Origin of the sequence: Nocardia sp. AB354 (assembly GCF_049538315.1) — a bacterium.
Lineage (GTDB): Bacteria > Actinomycetota > Actinomycetes > Mycobacteriales > Mycobacteriaceae > Nocardia > Nocardia nova.
Genome location: NZ_JBMVFU010000019.1, coordinates 84,900 through 101,728, shown reverse-complemented (window position 1 = coordinate 101,728; position 16,829 = coordinate 84,900). Strand labels below are relative to the sequence as shown.

Here is a 16,829-nt window from a genome sequence, read left to right as displayed (position 1 = left end):
TTACGCACGCTGCCGCCTCCGGTCCCCTCGGTCATCCGAGAGCCTCGTCGAATCGGAGCACCGAGACCCCGGCGCCGCGATTGTTGAAGACGCGCAGGCGGGTCATCAGCATGCCGGCGAAGGTTTCGGCCTCCCACTCGTACTGATCGTCGCGCCCGTCGTCGACGATCCGCTGATGCGCGCGCTGGGACAGCATGTAGGCGATCAGATCGTCGCTGGCCTCGAGCGTCACCTCGGCGGCCGGTTCACCCGGGTGGTCGAAGACCACATGGCCCAGTTCGTGCGCGAGGGTGTGGTCGCGGCTGGGCAGGGCGGCGGCCAGCACGATCACGTCCTTGTCCGGATAGCTGCGGCGCTGACCGCAGACACCCGGTCCGAGCTGGGCGTCGGCGATTTCGATCAGGCGGCCGCGTTCGGCGGAGATCGCGAGGACCACCTCCTCCAACGTGGTGGCGTCGAAATCGGCGGCGACCGCGCACACCGCGTCGACGGCGGCGGCGACGCGGCGGTAGGAGCGGCCCGTCTGAATCCGGCTCTCGGTCATCTCGCGCCCCCTCAGCCCCTCGGTCCGAAGAATTCCGCGCGTGCGGCGTCGACGCGCGCCTGCGCGGCGGAGGCGCTCTGGAAACTCACCGCGCCGGAGCCGGCCGCGGCCAGCGCCATGGCGATCACGCCGCCGAGCACGGCCAGCGTCTTGACCTCGGGCAGGCCGCTACTGGCCGCGGTAGGACGCACGGCCGGATTCGACTGGGCCAGTGCGGGCGCCGGGTCCGCCGGGGCAGGAGCCGGTGGTGCGGGTGGCGCCGCGGGCGGGACCGCGGCGGGCGCCGGGCGTGCGGCGACGAAAGGCGCACCCGGCACCGCGGGGACGGCGGGGACCGGCGGCACCGGCGGGATGGCGAGCGGAGGCGCTGCCGGTACCGGCGGGGGCGGAACCGGCTGCAGCAGAAGCAGAAGCAGCAACGGCGACATCGCGGCGGCCGACCCCACGGCAGCCGATCCCGTGATCGCGGAGCCGGTGCCGAGCAGCGTTGCCAGCGCGGAACCCGTTGCGGCGGAACCTGTCCCGGCGAGGCCCGCGAGCGCGGATCCGGTGGCGGCGGAGCCCGTGCCGAGCAGCCCGGCCAGCAGCGCACCGGTTCCGGCGGCGGCCGATCCGGTGGTCGCGAGCGCGGAACCGGTAGCCGCCGAACCCGTTGCGGCAGCGGCCGATCCGGTACCGGCGGCCGCGGAGCCGGTTCCGGCCAGGGCGGAGCCCGTGGCCGCGCCCACCGAACCCGTTGCGGCGGAACCGGTTCCGCCCAACGCCGAACCGGTCAGCGCCGAGCCGGACGCGGCCGAACCCGCGGCCGCCGATCCGACCGCGGCCGAGCCGGTGCCCAGAATGCTCGCCAGGCCCGCGAAGCCTTCACCGGCAACCGGAGTCGGCGTGATGGGCGGCGGCGGTGCGGAAACCTGCGACGGCGCCGGCGTCGACGACGTGGTCGAGCGTCCGGGAATGGTCAGGTGGCCGTCGTATCGGCCGTCGTCGGACGGAGTGGGCCCCGCCGAACCGGACGGCCCCTGCTGTGCCACCACGCCGGGCCCGGCCGCGGGCTGCGACACCGGGGTGACCCGGCCCGCCGGATCATCGGGCGATGACGCGGTGGCATTCGGCCGAGCTGCGGAATCTCGAACGGGCGTCGCGGCATCGGGCTGCGCGGCGCTCGGATTGCCGGAGGGCGAGCTGTGCGGGGCTGTCGGCGAGGGGTGCGGGGCGGTAGCAGGGGTGGCTGGTTGAGCGTTGGCCACCAGGGGGCCGAGGACCCCGCAACTGCCGATCAATCCGGCTACCGCAACAACGCGCGCGATGCGACCCATGGTCATGCGCTTGCCTTCCCTCAACTTCTCAGCGCAGATTTCTCCCCGGTCGCTACAAACCTCCGGGACCGAACGAATGCGGGCCCATCTTAACTGCCGACAGTTTGCTCGCGCAGCGAGATCATGTGAGGCCGATCACCCGTCGCGTCGCGGAAAGCGGAATCGACTGCCGCGGTGACCCAGCCCACTCACCATCGGCGAACCGAAAAGGCGACGTCATCGGCACGGGCACAAGGGAATTCACAAACCGGCGCCGGCGAATCGCGGCCGCGGGAAGGAGGCGGCGGGACGCGATCTCACCGGCGCGGATCGTTGCTGTGAGGATTGCGGTGCTCAGGCTCCGTAGACCGGCTCGGGATCGGTTGCCTTGGCGATCAACTCACGCACCACCGGTCCCAATTCGGACGGCTGCCACCGTGCACCGCGGTCCTCGGCGACACCGTGGCGCCAGCCGTCGGCCAATGCCACCTTGCCGCCCTCGACCTCGAACATGCGCCCGGTGACACCGGCCGAATCCGGGCTGCCCAGCCAGACCACCAGGGGCGAGACGTTTTCCGGCGCCATCGCGTCGAAGCCGTCGTCGGGGCGGGCCATCATATCGGCGAAGACGGTTTCGGTCATGCGGGTGCGCGCGGACGGCGCGATGGCGTTGACGGTGACCCCGTAGCGCCCGAATTCCGCTGCGGCAGTGATGGTCAGCGCCGCGATACCGGCCTTCGCCGCCGCGTAGTTGCCCTGTCCGACGCTGCCCTGCAGACCGGCACCCGAGCTCGTGTTGATGATGCGGGCGTCGCGGGCGCGACCGGCCTTGGATTCCGCGCGCCAATACTCGATGGCATGCCGCATGGTCGCGAAGTGGCCCTTGAGATGGACGCGGATCACGGCATCCCACTCGTCCTCGGCCAGATTGACCAGCATCCGGTCGCGCACGATACCGGCGTTGTTCACCACCACATCGAGGCCGCCGAAGGTCTCCACAGCCTGGCCGATCAGCCGCTTCGCACCGGCCCAGTCCGCCACGTCGTCACCGTTGACGACGGCCCGGCCACCGGCCTGCACGATCTCCTCGACCACCTGCGCGGCGGGCGGATCGGCGCTGGGGGCGCCGTCCAGTTCCGCGCCCAGGTCGTTGACCACCACGTTGGCGCCCGCCGCGGCGAAGGCCAACGCGTGGGCCCGGCCGATTCCGCGGCCGGCGCCGGTGACGATCACGGTGCGTCCTGCACAGATCCGCTCGGAGTTGTCGGTCATATCTGCTGCTCTCATTTCCTCGGTGCGGTAAGGGTTTTCGTCACGAAGCGGGGCGCGGTCGCCAGCTGGCGGCTGTTATCGCGCGGCCGGTTGCGCGTCGTTGACGGTCGCCGCGTCGAGGAAGGCGGGACGTTCCCCACCCCCGTGCACGATGAGCGATCCGCCGTTGACGTAGCCGGCCAGCGGGGAGGACAGGAAGACCGCGACCCGGCCGATGTCCTCGGGTGTCGCCAGCCGCCCCAGCGGCACGGTCGCCTCCACGGCCGCGATCCCGGCATCGTCGCCGTAGTGCAGATGGCTGGATTCGGTGCCGACCATCCCGACGATCACCGAATTGACCCGCACCTTCGGCGCCCACTCGATCGCCAGCGAGGACACCAGACTGTCCAGACCGGCCTTGGCCGCGCCGTAGGCGGCGGTGCCGGGCGAGGGACGATGGCCGCTGACGCTCGAGATCATCACGATCGAGCCGCCCTGGGGCTGCTGCTGCATCACGGCATTCGCCGCCTGCGAAACCAGCAGGGGGGCAAGCAGATTGAGCTCCACGATCTTGGCATGGAAATTGCGGGAGGCGGTGGCGGCGGGGGCGAACGGCGCCCCACCGGCATTGTTGACGACATGGTCGATCCGGCCGTGGCGCTGCACGATCGTCTCGATCAGCCCGGTGACCGCCTCACCGTCGCGCACATCGCACGGCAGGAATTCGGCGGTGCGGCCGGAGCTCTCGATCGCCGCCTCACCGGGGCGGCGGGCGCACACCACGACCGCCGCGCCGGCGTCCAGATATACCCGGCTGATGCCGGCGCCTACGCCCCTGACCCCGCCCGTCACGAGAACTACCGATCCGGACAGGTCCACTTCGATTGCCACCGTGCTAACCTACCAAGCACTTGCTTGTTTTGCCAACGAATGGACATGCGATGGGGATCAACCGTCACACCGAGACCTCGGGTATCGAGGTCGTCACGATCGACTATCCGCCGGTCAACGCACTGCCCACCGCGGGCTGGTTCGGCGTGGCCGATGCGATTCGCGAGGCCGGGCGCGACCCGGAGACCAAGGTCGTCGTGCTCCGCGCCGAGGGCCGTGGATTCAACGCCGGGGTCGACATCAAGGAGATCCAGCGCAACCCGGGCCATCAGACGCTCATCGACGCCAACCACGGCTGCTACGACGCCTTCGGCGCGGTCTACGAGTGCCCGGTGCCGGTGATCGCCGCGGTGAACGGCTTCTGCCTCGGCGGCGGCATCGGCCTGGTGGGCAATGCCGACGTCATCGTCGCCTCCGACGACGCCACCTTCGGGCTGCCCGAGGTCGAGCGCGGCGCACTGGGTGCGGCCACCCACCTGGCCCGGCTGGTCCCCCAGCACATGATGCGCACGCTGTTCTACACCGCCTCCACCGTCACCGCGCAGCAGCTGCACCACTTCGGTTCGGTGCACAAGGTGGTGCCGCGGGCCGAACTCGATTCCGCCGCACTGGAAGTCGCGAAGAACATCGCCGCCAAGGACGGCCGGGTCATCCGGGCCGCCAAGCGCGCGCTCAACGGCATCGATCTGCAGGATGTGCACCGCAGCTACCGCTTCGAACAGGGCTTCACCTTCGAGCTGAATCTCGCCGGTGTGGCCGATGAGATCCGGGCGCGGTTCGACGAGGATCTGGCGGCCAAGAAGGAGGCACGATGAGCCACAATGCGCAGCCCGCGCATCGGGCCGACCGGGTGCGGGTGTCCCGCAAGACACAGGAGGTGCGATGAGCATGCGCGACAAGCGGATGTCGTTGGAGGAGGCCGTCTCCCAGCTGCGCAGCGGGATGACCATCGGCCTCGGCGGCTGGGGTTCGCGGCGTAAGCCGATGGCGTTCGTGCGGGCGCTGCTGCGCTCGGACGTCACCGACCTGACCGTGGTGACCTACGGCGGGCCGGATCTCGGTCTGCTGTGTTCGGCGGGCAAGGTGCGCAAGGCCTACTACGGATTCGTATCCCTGGATTCGGCGCCGTTCTACGATCCCTGGTTCGCCAAGGCGCGCACCGGCGGTGAGCTGGTTTCCCGCGAAATGGACGAGGGCATGGTCAAATCGGGCCTGCAGGCGGCCGCGGCCCGGCTGCCGTTCCTGCCCACCCGCGCCGGGCTGGGGTCGGACGTGCTGACGTTCTGGGACGGTGAACTGCGGACGGTCCAGTCACCGTATCCGGATGCCGACGGCCGTACCGAAACCCTGGTCGCGATGCCGGCGCTGACCCTGGACGCCGCGTTCGTCCACCTCGACATCGGCGACAAGCACGGCAACGCCGCCTACACCGGCGTCGACCCGTACATGGACGATCTCTACTGCCTGGCCGCGGAGCGGCGGTTCCTGTCGGTGGATCGGCTGGTCGAGACCGAGGAACTGGTGAAAGCCGTTCCGAACCAGGCGATCATCCTCAATCGCATGATGGTCGACGGCGTCGTGGAGGCGCCGGACGGCGCGCACTTCACCTTCTCCGGCAGCTACGGCCGCGACGAGAAGTTCCAGCGCCACTACGTCGAGGCGGCCAAGGACCCCGGGACCTGGGCGGCCTTCAAGGCCCGCTATCTGGACGTGACCGAGGACGAGTATCGTTCCGCGGTCGCAGAATTCGCGGCGGAGCAGGCGAAATGAGCGAGCAGACAACCACTTCCGCACACCGCGACCAGCATTCGATTCGGACCCGGATGCGCGTGGTGTTCACCCGCCCGGGCGTGATGAGTGTGCGTTTCGACCAGGCCCCCGTCCGATCCGAGGAGCGCCGATGAGCGACACCACCACTGTGACCCGCGCCGAGGTGTGCGCGGTCGCCTGCGCCGAGATCTTCCGCGGCGCAGGTGAGATCATGGCCAGCCCGATGTCGCCGACCCCCACCATCGGGGCCCGGCTGGCACGGTTGACCTTCGAACCGGATCTGCTGATCTCCGACGGTGAGGCCCTGCTGCTCGCCGAAACCCCCGCGCTGGGTGCCAAGGCTCCCACCGAGGGCTGGATTCCGTTCGGCAAGGTGTTCGACGTCGTGGCTTCCGGGCGGCGCCATGTCGTCATGGGCGCCAACCAGATCGACCGCTACGGCAATCAGAATCTGTCCGCCTTCGGCGCGCTGCAGCAGCCGAGCCGGCAGATGTTCGGTGTGCGCGGCGCACCGGGTAACACCATCAACCACGCGACCAGCTACTTCGTGCCCAAGCACAGCAAGCGCGTGTTCTGCGAGACCGTCGATATCGTGTGCGGAATCGGTTACGACAAGATCGATCCCGAGAATCCGGCGTACCGGTTCCACCACCTGCATCGGGTGATCAGCAATCTGGGCGTGTTCGACTTCGGCGGTCCCGGCCACACCCTGCGGGCGCTGTCGCTGCATCCGGGGGTCACCGCCGCCGAGGTCGCCGAGAACACCGCGTTCGAGGTGGCCGGACTGGACAGCGCCGAGGTGACTCGCACGCCCACCGAGGAAGAACTGCGGATCATTCGGACGGTGCTGGATCCCAAGGGAATCCGGGAAAAGGAAGTGGCCTCGTGAGCGGCCGGCTGCGGACTCCGCTGACCGAGCTGGTCGGCATCGAGCATCCGATCGTGCAGACGGGGATGGGCTGGGTGGCCGGGCCGGGTCTGGTCGCCGCGACCGCCGACGCCGGCGGCCTGGGCATCCTGGCCTCGGCGACGATGACGCTCGAGGAACTCGAGGTCGCGATCGCCAAGACGAAGGCCAAGACCGACAAGCCCTTCGGTGTGAACATCCGCGCCGACCTGTCCGACGCGCCCGACCGGATCGAGTTGATGATCCGCGAGGGCGTGAAGGTCGCCTCGTTCGCGCTGGCCCCCAAGAAGGAACTGATCGCGCGCCTGAAGGACAACGGTGTCGTGGTCATGCCGTCCATCGGCGCGGCCAAGCATGCGGTCAAGGTCGCCTCATGGGGCGCGGACGCGGTGATCGTGCAGGGCGGTGAGGGCGGCGGGCACACCGGTTCGGTGGCTACCACGCTGCTGTTGCCGTCGGTACTGGACGCGGTCGATATTCCGGTCGTGGCCGGCGGCGGATTCTTCGACGGCCGCGGTCTGGCCGCCGCCCTGGCCTACGGCGCGGCAGGCGTCGCGATGGGTACCCGGTTCCTCCTCACCCAGGACTCGAGTGTGCCGGATTCGGTGAAACAGCAGTACCTTTCGCGCGGTCTGCAGGACACGGTCGTCTCGCTGAAGGTCGACGGCATGCCGCACCGGGTGCTCAACACCGAACTGGTCGACAAGCTGGAACATTCGGGCAGCTATCGCGGCCTCGTCGCCGCGGTCTCGAACGCCGTGAAGTTCAAAGGTATGACCGGCATGAAATGGTCGACCATGATCAAGGACGGCCTTGCCATGCGCAAGCAGAAGGACCTCACCTGGTCGCAGGTGATCATGGCCGCCAACACTCCCATGCTGCTGAAAGCCGGTCTGGTGGAAGGCAATACGCACGCGGGTGTGCTGGCGTCGGGCCAGGTCGCCGGCATCATCGACGATCTGCCCACGGTGGCCGAGCTGATCGACCGCATCATCGAGGAAGCAATCGCGCGGATCGACACGATCGCCGCGCTCCGTGACGGCGCCGAGGCGACCCCCGGCCCGTCGGCGTAACCGAAGCCGTTCGGCCGCAAGGAAAGGCCGCCTCGCCGATGCCGGCGGGGCGGCCTTTCCGGTTCGCAGCTACTCCCCCGACAGGTCGGCCGACAGATCGCGCACCTCGACACCTTCCGGAATCTGCACCTCCGCAACGGGTTCCGGGCGATCGTCGAATTCCAGCCGCAGGGCGCGGCACATCGTGGCGTGCATGTCGTACAGCGCGGTGATGTAGGTCAGTTCCAGAATCTCCGGATCGCCGAGGTTGGCTCGCAGGACCGCGAACACCTCGTCCGGCACCCGTCCGCCATCGTGGACCAGGCAGTCGGTGTAGGCCAGAATCGCGCGCTCGAGTTGGGAGAAACAGTCGCTGATCTGCCAGGACGGGATGGCCGCGATCTTCTCCTCCGGCGCACCCAGCGACCGCATCTGCTTGCAGTGCTGGGAGAACACGAACTGACTGCCGCGCGCGTATCCGGCCCGGCACTGTCCCAGTTCGCGCAGTAACGGATCCAGGCGGGAGTTGCGGTAGACGGCGAATCCCCGGACCGCGTGCCGGAACACCTCCGGTGACTGCGCGAAGACGGTCCACCAGTCGCCGGGGGTGGCGTGGACGGTGCCGTGGTCGACGGCCGGATCGCGGTCGGGTCCGAACAGCCGGTCGTAATAGAACAGGATCCGCTCGTCGGTAACTTCGGCGCGCGGGACTTCACGCAGGCGGGGCATGTTTCGAACCTCTCGGTAGTGCGGTTTCGCGGAGGGTGGATCGGGGTCAGAGTTCGGCGGCGGCGCGGCGATCGGCGGCGGTCTTCGGCTCATGTGAGACGTCGGCCTCGGTGAAAGTTCTGGTCCAGCAGGCGAATTCGAGCAGTACGCCGTCCGGGTCCTGGAAATAGAACGACCGCACGAAGGTTCCGGGGTGCACATCGCGGGAGACTCCCGCGGGGCTGTCGTCGTGATTGAGGACCCGGCTGACCTTGATGCCCTCGGCCTGCACCCGCTGGTAATAGTCGTCGAACAGTTCCGGCGGCACGGCGAACGCCACATGGTTCATCGAGCCCACTCCGCTCACCAACTCCCCCTCGTCCGGAAGTCCTTTGGGCGCGGCCAGTCCGGGGGTGGCATCGGGCGCGTCGGCGAGCCAGAAGAAGGCGATGGTGTTGCCGCCGCCGCAGTCGAAGAAGAAGTGCTGACCGAGGTTGTGCGGCAGCTCGATGGTTTTGATCAACGGCATGCCCAGGGTGCCGGAGTAGAACTCGATCGTCCGGCGCATATCGGAACACACCAGGGCGAGATGGTTGATTCCGCGTAGTTCGTATTTCGGGTTGGCGGCGCTCATTGCAGTCCTTCCGCTGTGGTGCCGATTCGACCTCCGTGACGGGTCCGCACCTCTACTGTGAGCTGGGATTCTCCCGGCTGAACTGACTTGACAGTCATGTCATGTTCGTGGATAGTGTGATCCGTGCCGAAGTCATCTGTCAATAGCGCGCCCACCCCCGTCGACAACCTGACGCCCCGGGGCCGCAAGACACGCGACGCATTGCTGGACGCGGCGCGCAAGGTGTTCGAGACCGTCGGATTCCTCGATACCCGAGTGGAACAGATCAGCGAGGAGGCGGGCGTCTCCTACGGCACCTTCTACCGCTATTTCGAGTCCAAGGAACATGTGTTCGGCGAGTTGAGCACGCGGCTGTTCGACGATATGCACCGTCGCGAACCCATGCCCGCGGGACTCTCGCCGGCCGCCCGGCTCATCGCCGCCAATCGGTCCTATTACGCGGCCTACCGGCGCAATGCCCGGATGATGGCGATCGTCGAACAGGTCGCGACCTTCAACGAGGAGTTCCGGCGGCTGCGCCACGAACATCGGCGCCAACTCATCGAGCGCACCGCGCAGTCGATCGCCCGCTGGCAGCGCGAGGGCTTGGTTCGCGCGTCGCTGGATCCGGAACTGGCCGCGCGGGCCATGTCCGCGATGGTCGACCACACCCTCTACCTGTGGCTGATCCAGGGCGAGGACGCCGACGAGGACGCGCTGCTGAACACCCTCGACCAGATGTCGGTCAGCGCGCTGGGTCTCGATCCGGACGACAGATAACGGCATTTTCGCGGGTGCGGGTGTCCCGCACACGACAGGAGGCAGGATGAGAACGGATCCACCGCACACCGCGCATCCCGACGCGGACGACGGCGAGACCGATACCGCGCACCCGGCGGCCGGACCGCTCGACGGCTTCCGCGTGCTCGAGCTGGGGACACTGATCGCGGGGCCGTACTGCGGACGCCTGCTCGGCGATATGGGGGCCGACGTCATCAAGATCGAAGCGCCGGATCGTCCCGACCCCCTTCGCGATTGGGGGCAGGCGGCCGGTGGCGGTCACCAGTACTTCTGGACCGTGCACGCACGCAACAAGCGGTGTGTGAGCCTCGATCTGCGTGTCCCGGCGGGGCGCGACATCTTCCTGGAATTGGCGCGCACGGCCGATGTCGTGGTCGAGAGTTTCCGGCCCGGCACGCTGGAGCGCTGGGGTCTCGGCTACGACGTGCTCGGGGAACTGAATCCGGGGCTGGTGCTGGCAAGGGTCTCCGGTTACGGGCAGACCGGCCCGTACGCGTCCCGGGCGGGGTACGCCTCGGTGGCCGAAGGCATCAGCGGGCTGCGCCACCTCAACGGATTCCCGGGACAGGCGCCGCCGCGAATGGCGTTGTCGCTGGGCGACAGTCTGGCCGGACTGTTCGCCTTCCAGGGCGTCCTCGCCGCACTGCTGGTGCGGGAGCGGACCGGGCGCGGGCAGGTGGTGGACGCGGCGCTGACCGAGGCGTCGCTGGCGATCCAGGAGTCCACGGTGCCGGATTTCCACAAGACCGGACATGTGCGCCAGCCGTCGGGCACCCGGCTGGACCGGGTGGCGCCGTCGAATCTCTACAAGGCCAAGGACGGGCTGTGGGTGATCATCGCGGCCAATCAGGACACCGTCTTCGGGCGGCTGGTCACCGCGATGGGCCGGCCCGAACTCGCTTCCGATCCACGGTATTCCACTCATTCGGCGCGGGGTGAGCGGCAGGACGAGCTCGACGAGATGATCGCTTCCTGGGCCGGAGATTTCACCGCCGCCGATCTGATCGATCTGCTGAACCGCCACGGCGTGGTCGCCGGCCCGGTGAACACCGTCGCCGAGGTGATGGCGGATCCCCAGTTCACCGCGCGCGGCATCTTCGTCGACCACGTCGATCCGTCCGTCGGCAGCGACGACGCCGGATACGATCCCGTCCCGGTCAAGGGCGTCGGTGTGGTGCCGCGACTCAGCGCCACCGCCGGTGGCGTGCGCTGGGGTGGTCCGAGCCGGCCGGGCACGCATACCGACGAAGTGCTGGGTGAGCTGCTCGGATACGACGCCGACCGGCTGGCGAATCTGCGCGGCGAAGGCACGATCGGATGACCGCCGTCGATATTCGCGAGGTGGGGCCGCGCGACGGTCTGCAGATCGAGGAACCGATTCCCACCGAGGCCAAACTCGCCTTCATCGATGCCCTCGTCGCCACCGGTGTGCGCCGGATCGAGGTCACCTCGTTCGTCTCGCCGCGCGCGATACCGGCCCTCGCCGACGCCGAAGCCGTTGCCGCACAACTCGGCCGGTGGCCGGGCGTGGAATTCTCCGCCCTGGTCGCGGGCCTCGGTGGGCTGCGGCGCGCACTCACCGCCGGTGTGCATCGGCTGGAGTACGTCGTGTCGGCGTCCGACGGGCACAGCCGGGCGAACGTGGGACGCGACAGTGCCGAATCGATCGCTCTCATCGACCCCATCGCCGAACAGGTTCATGCGGTCGGCGGGCACCTCGAGGTGATCGTCGCGATCGCCTTCGACTGCCCGTTCGAGGGCCGCACCCCGCCGGAGCGGGTGGCCGAGATCGCCGCGCGGGCAGTAGCTTCCGGCGCCGATTCGCTCGCCGTCGCCGATACCGTCGGCACCGCCTCGCCGGTCCGCACCGCGGATGTGATCGACCGAGTACGCGCGGCGGCGCCCGATACCGAACTCGGCATACATCTGCACAACACGCGCGGGCAGGGACTCGCCAATGCCTGGGCCGCCTACGAACACGGCGTCCGCCGATTCGATTCCGCCGCAGGCGGTCTCGGCGGATGCCCGTTCGCCCCCGGAGCGAGCGGCAATATCGCGACCGAGGAATTGGCCTATCTGTTCGACGACAGCGGCATCGAGACCGGCATCGATATCGACCGGGCGCTCGACGCCGCCCGGCTGATCTCGCGCCTGCTCGGCAAACCCGTCGACAGCAATCTGCTCACCGCGGGCGGCCGCCTGCGGCCCAGCAATGCGGCATCGCAGTGAGCCGCACGAGAACGACCCGGAGGTCCTTCGCATGGATGAACTGGCCGACCGCTTCTTCGCCGCGGTCAGCGCGGGCGATACCGCGGCCCTGACCGCGCTGTACGCGCCCGACGCCCGGATCTGGCACAACGACAAGAACGCCGAGGAGACCGTCACCGAGAATCTGCGGGTGCTGCGCTGGCTCTCGCGCACGGTGGAAAACCTACGGTACGAGGATATTCGGCGCCATGTGCTGACCGACGGCTTCGCGCAGCAGCACGTCGTGCGTGGCCATCTACCCGGCCACGGCGATCTGGAGGTACCCGCGAGCCTGTTCGTCCGCGTCGAAGACGGGCGCATCACCAGGATCGACGAATATGTCGACTCGGCGGCGACGCAGCCGCTGCGCGAGGTCTCGGCGACGAACGGAGGTTACCGGTGATGTCGGTCAACCGCCCCGACGGCGAGATCGCCGAATTGTCCGCGCGGATGCGCACATTCATCGATACCGAGGTCGTGCCCGCGGAGCCGGTGCTGGCCCGCGAGGACGACATCGCACACGCCACCCTCGCCCGCCTGAAGGACCGGGCGAAGGAACTCGGGTTGTGGGCGCTGGGCCATCCGGCCGAACTCGGTGGCGGCGGGGTGCCGTTCCTCGACTTCGTCTATTTGAACGAGATCATCGGCCGGTCCGAATTCGGCATGCTGGCCGTCGGTTCGGTATCCATGCAGGACACGCTCATGCTGTACCGGCACGGCACCGAGGAACAGCGCGTCCGCTGGATTCCGCCCATGGTCGCCGGCGACATCCTGCCGTCGGTGGGCCTCACCGAACCCGAGGTCGCGGGATCCGATCCCACCCTGATCGCCACCGAGGCCGAACTCGACGGCGACACCTGGATCATCAACGGGCACAAATGGTTCACCACCGGCGCCGCCCAGGCGGCCTACTGCACGGTCTTCGCCCGCACCGAACCCGAATCGGTTCCCCGGCACTCGCGGATCAGCGCGATCATCGTGCCGACCGACACCCCCGGCTTCGAGATCGTCCGCTCCATCCCGACCATGGGCCACGATCCGAGCGATCACTACGAGGTCCGGCTCACCGATGTGCGGGTCCCGGCGGCCAATCTGCTCGGCGAGCGAGGTAAGGGTTTCATCGTCGCGCAGGACCGGCTCGGACCGGGGCGGATCTTCCACTGCATGCGCTGGCTCGGGCAGGCACAACGCGCCTACGAATTGATGTGCGAGCGGGCGAACACCCGATACGTACACGGATCGTTGCTCGCCGAGAAGGGCGAAATCCACCGGTACATCGCCGAATCCGCCGCCGAGATCCACGCGGCCCGGCTGATGACGCTCGACGCCGCCCGCGCCATGGATGCCGGTGAGGACTATCGGGTTCGGGTCGGCTTGATCAAGTTCTGGGGTGCGCGGATGCTGCACAACGTGATCGATCGCGCCATCCAGGTACACGGGGCCCTCGGGCTGACCGCCGACACCCCGTTGGAACGGATGTACCGGCAGGCCCGCTACGCCCGCGTCTACGACGGCCCCGACGAGGTGCATCGCATGTCGACCGCGCGCCGGTTGCTGCGCTCCCCCGAGGCGGCGCCGTGGCTGTGAGCGCGGAATCAACTGCTGCCGAGCCGATTACGCTCGCCGACGGCGTTCGCTCGGTACTGGCCGCCACTCTCGAAACCGAACTCACCGATGTCGTGTTGCGGCAGTTCACCGGTGGCGCGAGCCGGCAGGTGTATGCGATCGAGGCCCGCGACGGGACCGGCACCGCGGTGCGGGCCGTGCTGCGGCGGGACCCACCCGGCCACGGCGATCCCGCGCGCATGCACGCGGAGGCGGTCTGTCTGCGAGCAGCCGGTGCGGCCGGGGTGCCCGTGCCCGCCGTCCTCGCGGACGGGGCTACCGCGCCCGGTATCGACGCCCCCTATCTGCTGATGGAGCGGGTCGCCGGGGAGTCGATTCCCCGCAAACTGCAACGGGATCCGGCCTTCGCCGCGGTGCGGGAGCGCCTCGCCGGCGATCTGGGGTACGTCCTCGGACTGATTCACCGGACCCCACTGGACACCCTGGACATCCTCGACGATCACGATCCGCTCGCCGGCATCGAACAGATCTATCGGGACCTGGACGATCCGCGGCCGGCGGTCGAGGCCGGACTGTGCTGGCTGCGTGAGCACCGGCCCGCGGATCGCCCGAAGGCACTGGTGCACGGCGACTTCCGGCTGGGCAACTTCCTGATCGAGCCGGACGGCGTGCGCGCGGTCCTGGACTGGGAGCTGGCCCATCTCGGCAATCCGATCGAGGATCTGGGCTGGTTGTGTGTGCGGGCCTGGCGCTTCGGCGCCGCGGCTCCGGTGGGTGGACTGGGGAGCCGAGAGCAACTACTGGACGGTTACGAACGGTCCGCGGGCTACCGGCCCACCGCGGCGGAGCTGCACTGGTGGGAAGTCTTCGGCACTCTGAAGTGGCTGGTACTCAGCCGCTTTCAGGCGCAGCGGCATCTCGGCGGAGACGAACGCTCACTCGAGCTCGCCGCGATCGGGCGCCGGGTCTGCGAATCGGAATACGATCTGCTCGCCGTCCTGGACCTGCTCGACGAGAGCGTTTCGGTTCCCTCGCCCTCGGACATGCCTGCTACCGTGCACGATCGGCCGCATCCGACCGAAATACTCGAGCTGGTCGCCGACACGCTGGCCGCAGAGGTCGGGCCCGCGCTCCCGCCCGAGCAGTCGCGCTCGCGCTATCTGCTGCGGGTGTGTGCCAACCTGCTCGGTATCGCCGCACGCGAACTGGCCGCAGGCCCCGCCGCCACCGCCGAAGTGCACAGCCGGCTGGCGGGGCTGGGCTGCGAGTCCGAAGCGGAGCTGGCCGCGCGGCTGCGCTCCGGCGTGGTGTCGTACACCGATGATGCCGTGCGCGCGGCGATCTCGGCCGCGGTTCTCGCGCGATTGCGGGTCGCGAATCCACGCCACCTCGGATAGTCGCACAACGGCGGCATCGGCCGGGAGCTACCGCTGTTCGGTAGCTCCCGGCCGGTTCTCGTCTTCCGGTCTTCCAGGCGCCGCATGTCGTCCATCCGTCGGGCGTCCATCGCGTCATACTCGCTGGTGGCGACCGGGCGCGTCCAGCGCCGTCGGCGAAACGAAACGGCGGTCCGGTGGCGACGGTCATCGTCACCACCGGACCGCCGGGTCGCGGAGTGGTTCAGGAGAACTGGTCGCGCAGATCGCGTTTGAGGATCTTGCCGGTGACGTTCTTCGGAAGTGCGTCCAGGAACTCCACCCGCCGCGGAACCTGGAATCCGCCCAGGTGTTCACGGCAGCCGGCGATGATGTCGGCGGCCGTGGCGGTCGCGTTGTCGCGCAGCACGACCACCGCGCACACCACCTCGCCCCAGGTGTCGTCGCGGACGCCGATGGCGGCGGCCTCGGCGACCTGCGGATTCCGGTACAGCGCCTGTTCGACCGTCAGCGAGGCGACGTTCTCACCGCCGCTGATGATCAGATCCTTCTTCCGGTCGACGATGTAGACGAAGCCCTCCTCGTCCTGGCGGACCATATCGCCGGTGCGGAACCAGCCGTCGATGAACGACTCCGCGGTCGCGCGCGGATCGTTCCAGTAGCCGATGGTCACCTGGTCCGCGCGCACCACCATCTCGCCGATCTCGCCCCGCGCGACATCGGCGAAATCCTCGTCGACGATGCGAATATCCGCCAACCGCATGGGTTTACCCGCCGAGGCGAGCAGATGGGTTTCCCCGCGCGCCGCCCGCCGGTGCGCCTCCTCGTCCAGATGCAAGACGTTCCCGGCGAGTTCGGTCATCCCCATGCCCTGATAGAAATCGCATCCGAACCGCTCCAGGCCCGCGCGCAGCACCGCGGACGGGATGGCGGAGGACCCGTATCCGATCGCCTGCAGCGTCTTCGGCGAATGCCGCTCCAACGCCGGATCCTGCAGCAGGAAATTGATCATCGTCGGCGCCAGCCCGGTCTGGGTCACCTGCCATTCGTCGACCACCCGCAGGAAGGTCGCGTTGTCGTAGGCGCGCAGGATGCCCACAGTGGCGCCGATCAGATGGTTGACCAGCACCACATAGCCGCCGACATGGCACAGCGGGAAGCAGAACAGGAAAACCGTCTCCTCCGCGACGGTCCACTGCAGCGCCGAAGAGGTCACGCCCGCAAGGAGATTGCGATGCGAGACCATGACGCCCTTCGGCGCCCCGGTCGTTCCGCTGGTGTAGACCAGCCACGCCACATCGTCGGGATCGGGACGGTAGGCGGGCGCGGCGGCCGAGGCCGTACCGGCGAACTCGTCCCATCCGATGGTGCCCGGTGCGGCGCCGATCGACACCACAGTGGTGACCGACGGGATCCGGTCGCGGATGCGGTCCACGAGATCGGCGAACTCCTCCGCGACGATCAGCACCCGGGCGTCGGAATGCTCGATCAGGCCGGCGATCTGGTCCTCGTGCAACCGGAAGTTGAGGATCGTCAACGCCATTCCCGCCATCGGAACGCCGTAGTAGCACTCCAGATACTGCGGGCAGTTCGCCGACAGAATCGCCACCCGGTCACCCGGCTCCGCCACGCCGAGCAGCGCGTTCGCGAGGCGGCGGCAACCGTCACGCAACCGCCGGTAATCGATCGCCTCCTGCTCGAAGCGCACCGCGATCCGGTCGGGGTGTTTACGCGCCCCGTATTCGACGATGTCACCGATCAGCATCTGTCCGAACTCCTCGCCGATTCCACATGCATGGCAGGCACCC

At 68.7% G+C, this 16,829-nt stretch carries 18 protein-coding genes; 11 read left to right on the top strand and 7 right to left on the bottom strand.

Annotated features, from left to right (window positions below):
- Window positions 1-31: 31 nt before the first annotated feature.
- The 4 genes from ACPCUW_RS25030 to ACPCUW_RS25015 form a co-directional block, all read right to left on the bottom strand.
- Window positions 32-544 (bottom strand): ImmA/IrrE family metallo-endopeptidase, encoded by a 513-nt coding sequence (locus ACPCUW_RS25030; protein ID WP_063010015.1) that lies wholly within the window; start codon window positions 542-544, stop codon window positions 32-34.
- A gap of 11 nt (window positions 545-555) precedes the next feature.
- The gene (locus ACPCUW_RS25025; RefSeq protein ID WP_423427449.1) at window positions 556-1,866 is read right to left on the bottom strand and encodes a hypothetical protein; all 1,311 of its coding nucleotides are present in this window, start codon (window positions 1,864-1,866) and stop codon (window positions 556-558) included.
- Between the two features lie 327 nt (window positions 1,867-2,193).
- Window positions 2,194-3,111, bottom strand: a complete 918-nt coding sequence (locus ACPCUW_RS25020) for an SDR family oxidoreductase (RefSeq protein WP_423427447.1) — start codon at window positions 3,109-3,111, stop codon at window positions 2,194-2,196.
- A gap of 75 nt (window positions 3,112-3,186) precedes the next feature.
- Window positions 3,187-3,981, bottom strand: a complete 795-nt coding sequence (locus tag ACPCUW_RS25015; RefSeq protein ID WP_423427445.1) for an SDR family oxidoreductase — start codon at window positions 3,979-3,981, stop codon at window positions 3,187-3,189.
- A 50-nt stretch (window positions 3,982-4,031) separates the two neighbouring features.
- On the opposite strand from ACPCUW_RS25015, the gene ACPCUW_RS25010 reads away from it, so the two are divergent.
- From ACPCUW_RS25010 to ACPCUW_RS24990, 5 genes are all read left to right on the top strand, one after another.
- Window positions 4,032-4,796 (top strand): enoyl-CoA hydratase family protein, encoded by a 765-nt coding sequence (locus ACPCUW_RS25010; protein ID WP_030518666.1) that lies wholly within the window; start codon window positions 4,032-4,034, stop codon window positions 4,794-4,796.
- A gap of 73 nt (window positions 4,797-4,869) precedes the next feature.
- Window positions 4,870-5,751: a CoA transferase subunit A gene (locus tag ACPCUW_RS25005; RefSeq protein WP_423427475.1), complete on the top strand. Its 882-nt coding sequence runs from the start codon at window positions 4,870-4,872 to the stop codon at window positions 5,749-5,751.
- Window positions 5,748-5,885 (top strand): hypothetical protein, encoded by a 138-nt coding sequence (locus ACPCUW_RS25000; RefSeq protein ID WP_156511191.1) that lies wholly within the window; start codon window positions 5,748-5,750, stop codon window positions 5,883-5,885. Before ACPCUW_RS25005 ends, ACPCUW_RS25000 begins: the two co-directional genes overlap by 4 nt.
- The gene (locus tag ACPCUW_RS24995; RefSeq protein WP_423427442.1) at window positions 5,882-6,640 is read left to right on the top strand and encodes a CoA-transferase subunit beta; all 759 of its coding nucleotides are present in this window, start codon (window positions 5,882-5,884) and stop codon (window positions 6,638-6,640) included. The genes ACPCUW_RS25000 and ACPCUW_RS24995 overlap by 4 nt, the downstream gene beginning before the upstream one ends.
- Window positions 6,637-7,731, top strand: a complete 1,095-nt coding sequence (locus ACPCUW_RS24990) for an NAD(P)H-dependent flavin oxidoreductase (protein WP_030518669.1) — start codon at window positions 6,637-6,639, stop codon at window positions 7,729-7,731. The genes ACPCUW_RS24995 and ACPCUW_RS24990 overlap by 4 nt, the downstream gene beginning before the upstream one ends.
- A gap of 69 nt (window positions 7,732-7,800) precedes the next feature.
- On the opposite strand, the gene ACPCUW_RS24985 is transcribed toward ACPCUW_RS24990, so the two are convergent.
- Both ACPCUW_RS24985 and ACPCUW_RS24980 read right to left on the bottom strand, forming a co-directional pair.
- Window positions 7,801-8,439, bottom strand: coding sequence for a carboxymuconolactone decarboxylase family protein (locus ACPCUW_RS24985; RefSeq protein ID WP_104391165.1), 639 nt, complete (start codon window positions 8,437-8,439; stop codon window positions 7,801-7,803).
- 46 nt (window positions 8,440-8,485) lie between these two features.
- Window positions 8,486-9,052: a VOC family protein gene (locus ACPCUW_RS24980; protein WP_063010029.1), complete on the bottom strand. Its 567-nt coding sequence runs from the start codon at window positions 9,050-9,052 to the stop codon at window positions 8,486-8,488.
- A 123-nt stretch (window positions 9,053-9,175) separates the two neighbouring features.
- Between ACPCUW_RS24980 and ACPCUW_RS24975 the strand changes: the two genes are divergently transcribed.
- The 6 genes from ACPCUW_RS24975 to ACPCUW_RS24950 are packed head-to-tail and all read left to right on the top strand — an operon-like array spanning window position 9,176 to window position 15,042.
- Window positions 9,176-9,811, top strand: a complete 636-nt coding sequence (locus ACPCUW_RS24975; RefSeq protein WP_423427439.1) for a TetR/AcrR family transcriptional regulator — start codon at window positions 9,176-9,178, stop codon at window positions 9,809-9,811.
- A gap of 46 nt (window positions 9,812-9,857) precedes the next feature.
- Window positions 9,858-11,153, top strand: coding sequence for a CaiB/BaiF CoA transferase family protein (locus ACPCUW_RS24970; RefSeq protein WP_423427437.1), 1,296 nt, complete (start codon window positions 9,858-9,860; stop codon window positions 11,151-11,153).
- The gene (locus tag ACPCUW_RS24965; RefSeq protein WP_423427435.1) at window positions 11,150-12,061 is read left to right on the top strand and encodes a hydroxymethylglutaryl-CoA lyase; all 912 of its coding nucleotides are present in this window, start codon (window positions 11,150-11,152) and stop codon (window positions 12,059-12,061) included. The genes ACPCUW_RS24970 and ACPCUW_RS24965 overlap by 4 nt, the downstream gene beginning before the upstream one ends.
- 31 nt (window positions 12,062-12,092) lie before the next feature.
- Window positions 12,093-12,482 carry a nuclear transport factor 2 family protein gene (locus ACPCUW_RS24960; RefSeq protein WP_030518675.1) on the top strand — a complete coding sequence of 130 codons (390 nt, stop codon included), beginning with the start codon at window positions 12,093-12,095 and terminating at the stop codon, window positions 12,480-12,482.
- Window positions 12,482-13,666: an acyl-CoA dehydrogenase family protein gene (locus ACPCUW_RS24955; protein WP_423427434.1), complete on the top strand. Its 1,185-nt coding sequence runs from the start codon at window positions 12,482-12,484 to the stop codon at window positions 13,664-13,666. The genes ACPCUW_RS24960 and ACPCUW_RS24955 overlap by 1 nt, the downstream gene beginning before the upstream one ends.
- Complete coding sequence (locus tag ACPCUW_RS24950; RefSeq protein WP_423427432.1) at window positions 13,657-15,042, top strand: phosphotransferase family protein; 1,386 nt, start codon at window positions 13,657-13,659, stop codon at window positions 15,040-15,042. Before ACPCUW_RS24955 ends, ACPCUW_RS24950 begins: the two co-directional genes overlap by 10 nt.
- A 223-nt stretch (window positions 15,043-15,265) precedes the next feature.
- Here ACPCUW_RS24950 and ACPCUW_RS24945 read toward each other — a convergent pair whose 3' ends face one another.
- The gene (locus ACPCUW_RS24945) at window positions 15,266-16,786 is read right to left on the bottom strand and encodes a long-chain-fatty-acid--CoA ligase (protein ID WP_423427431.1); all 1,521 of its coding nucleotides are present in this window, start codon (window positions 16,784-16,786) and stop codon (window positions 15,266-15,268) included.
- Between the last annotated feature and the right edge of the window lie 43 nt (window positions 16,787-16,829).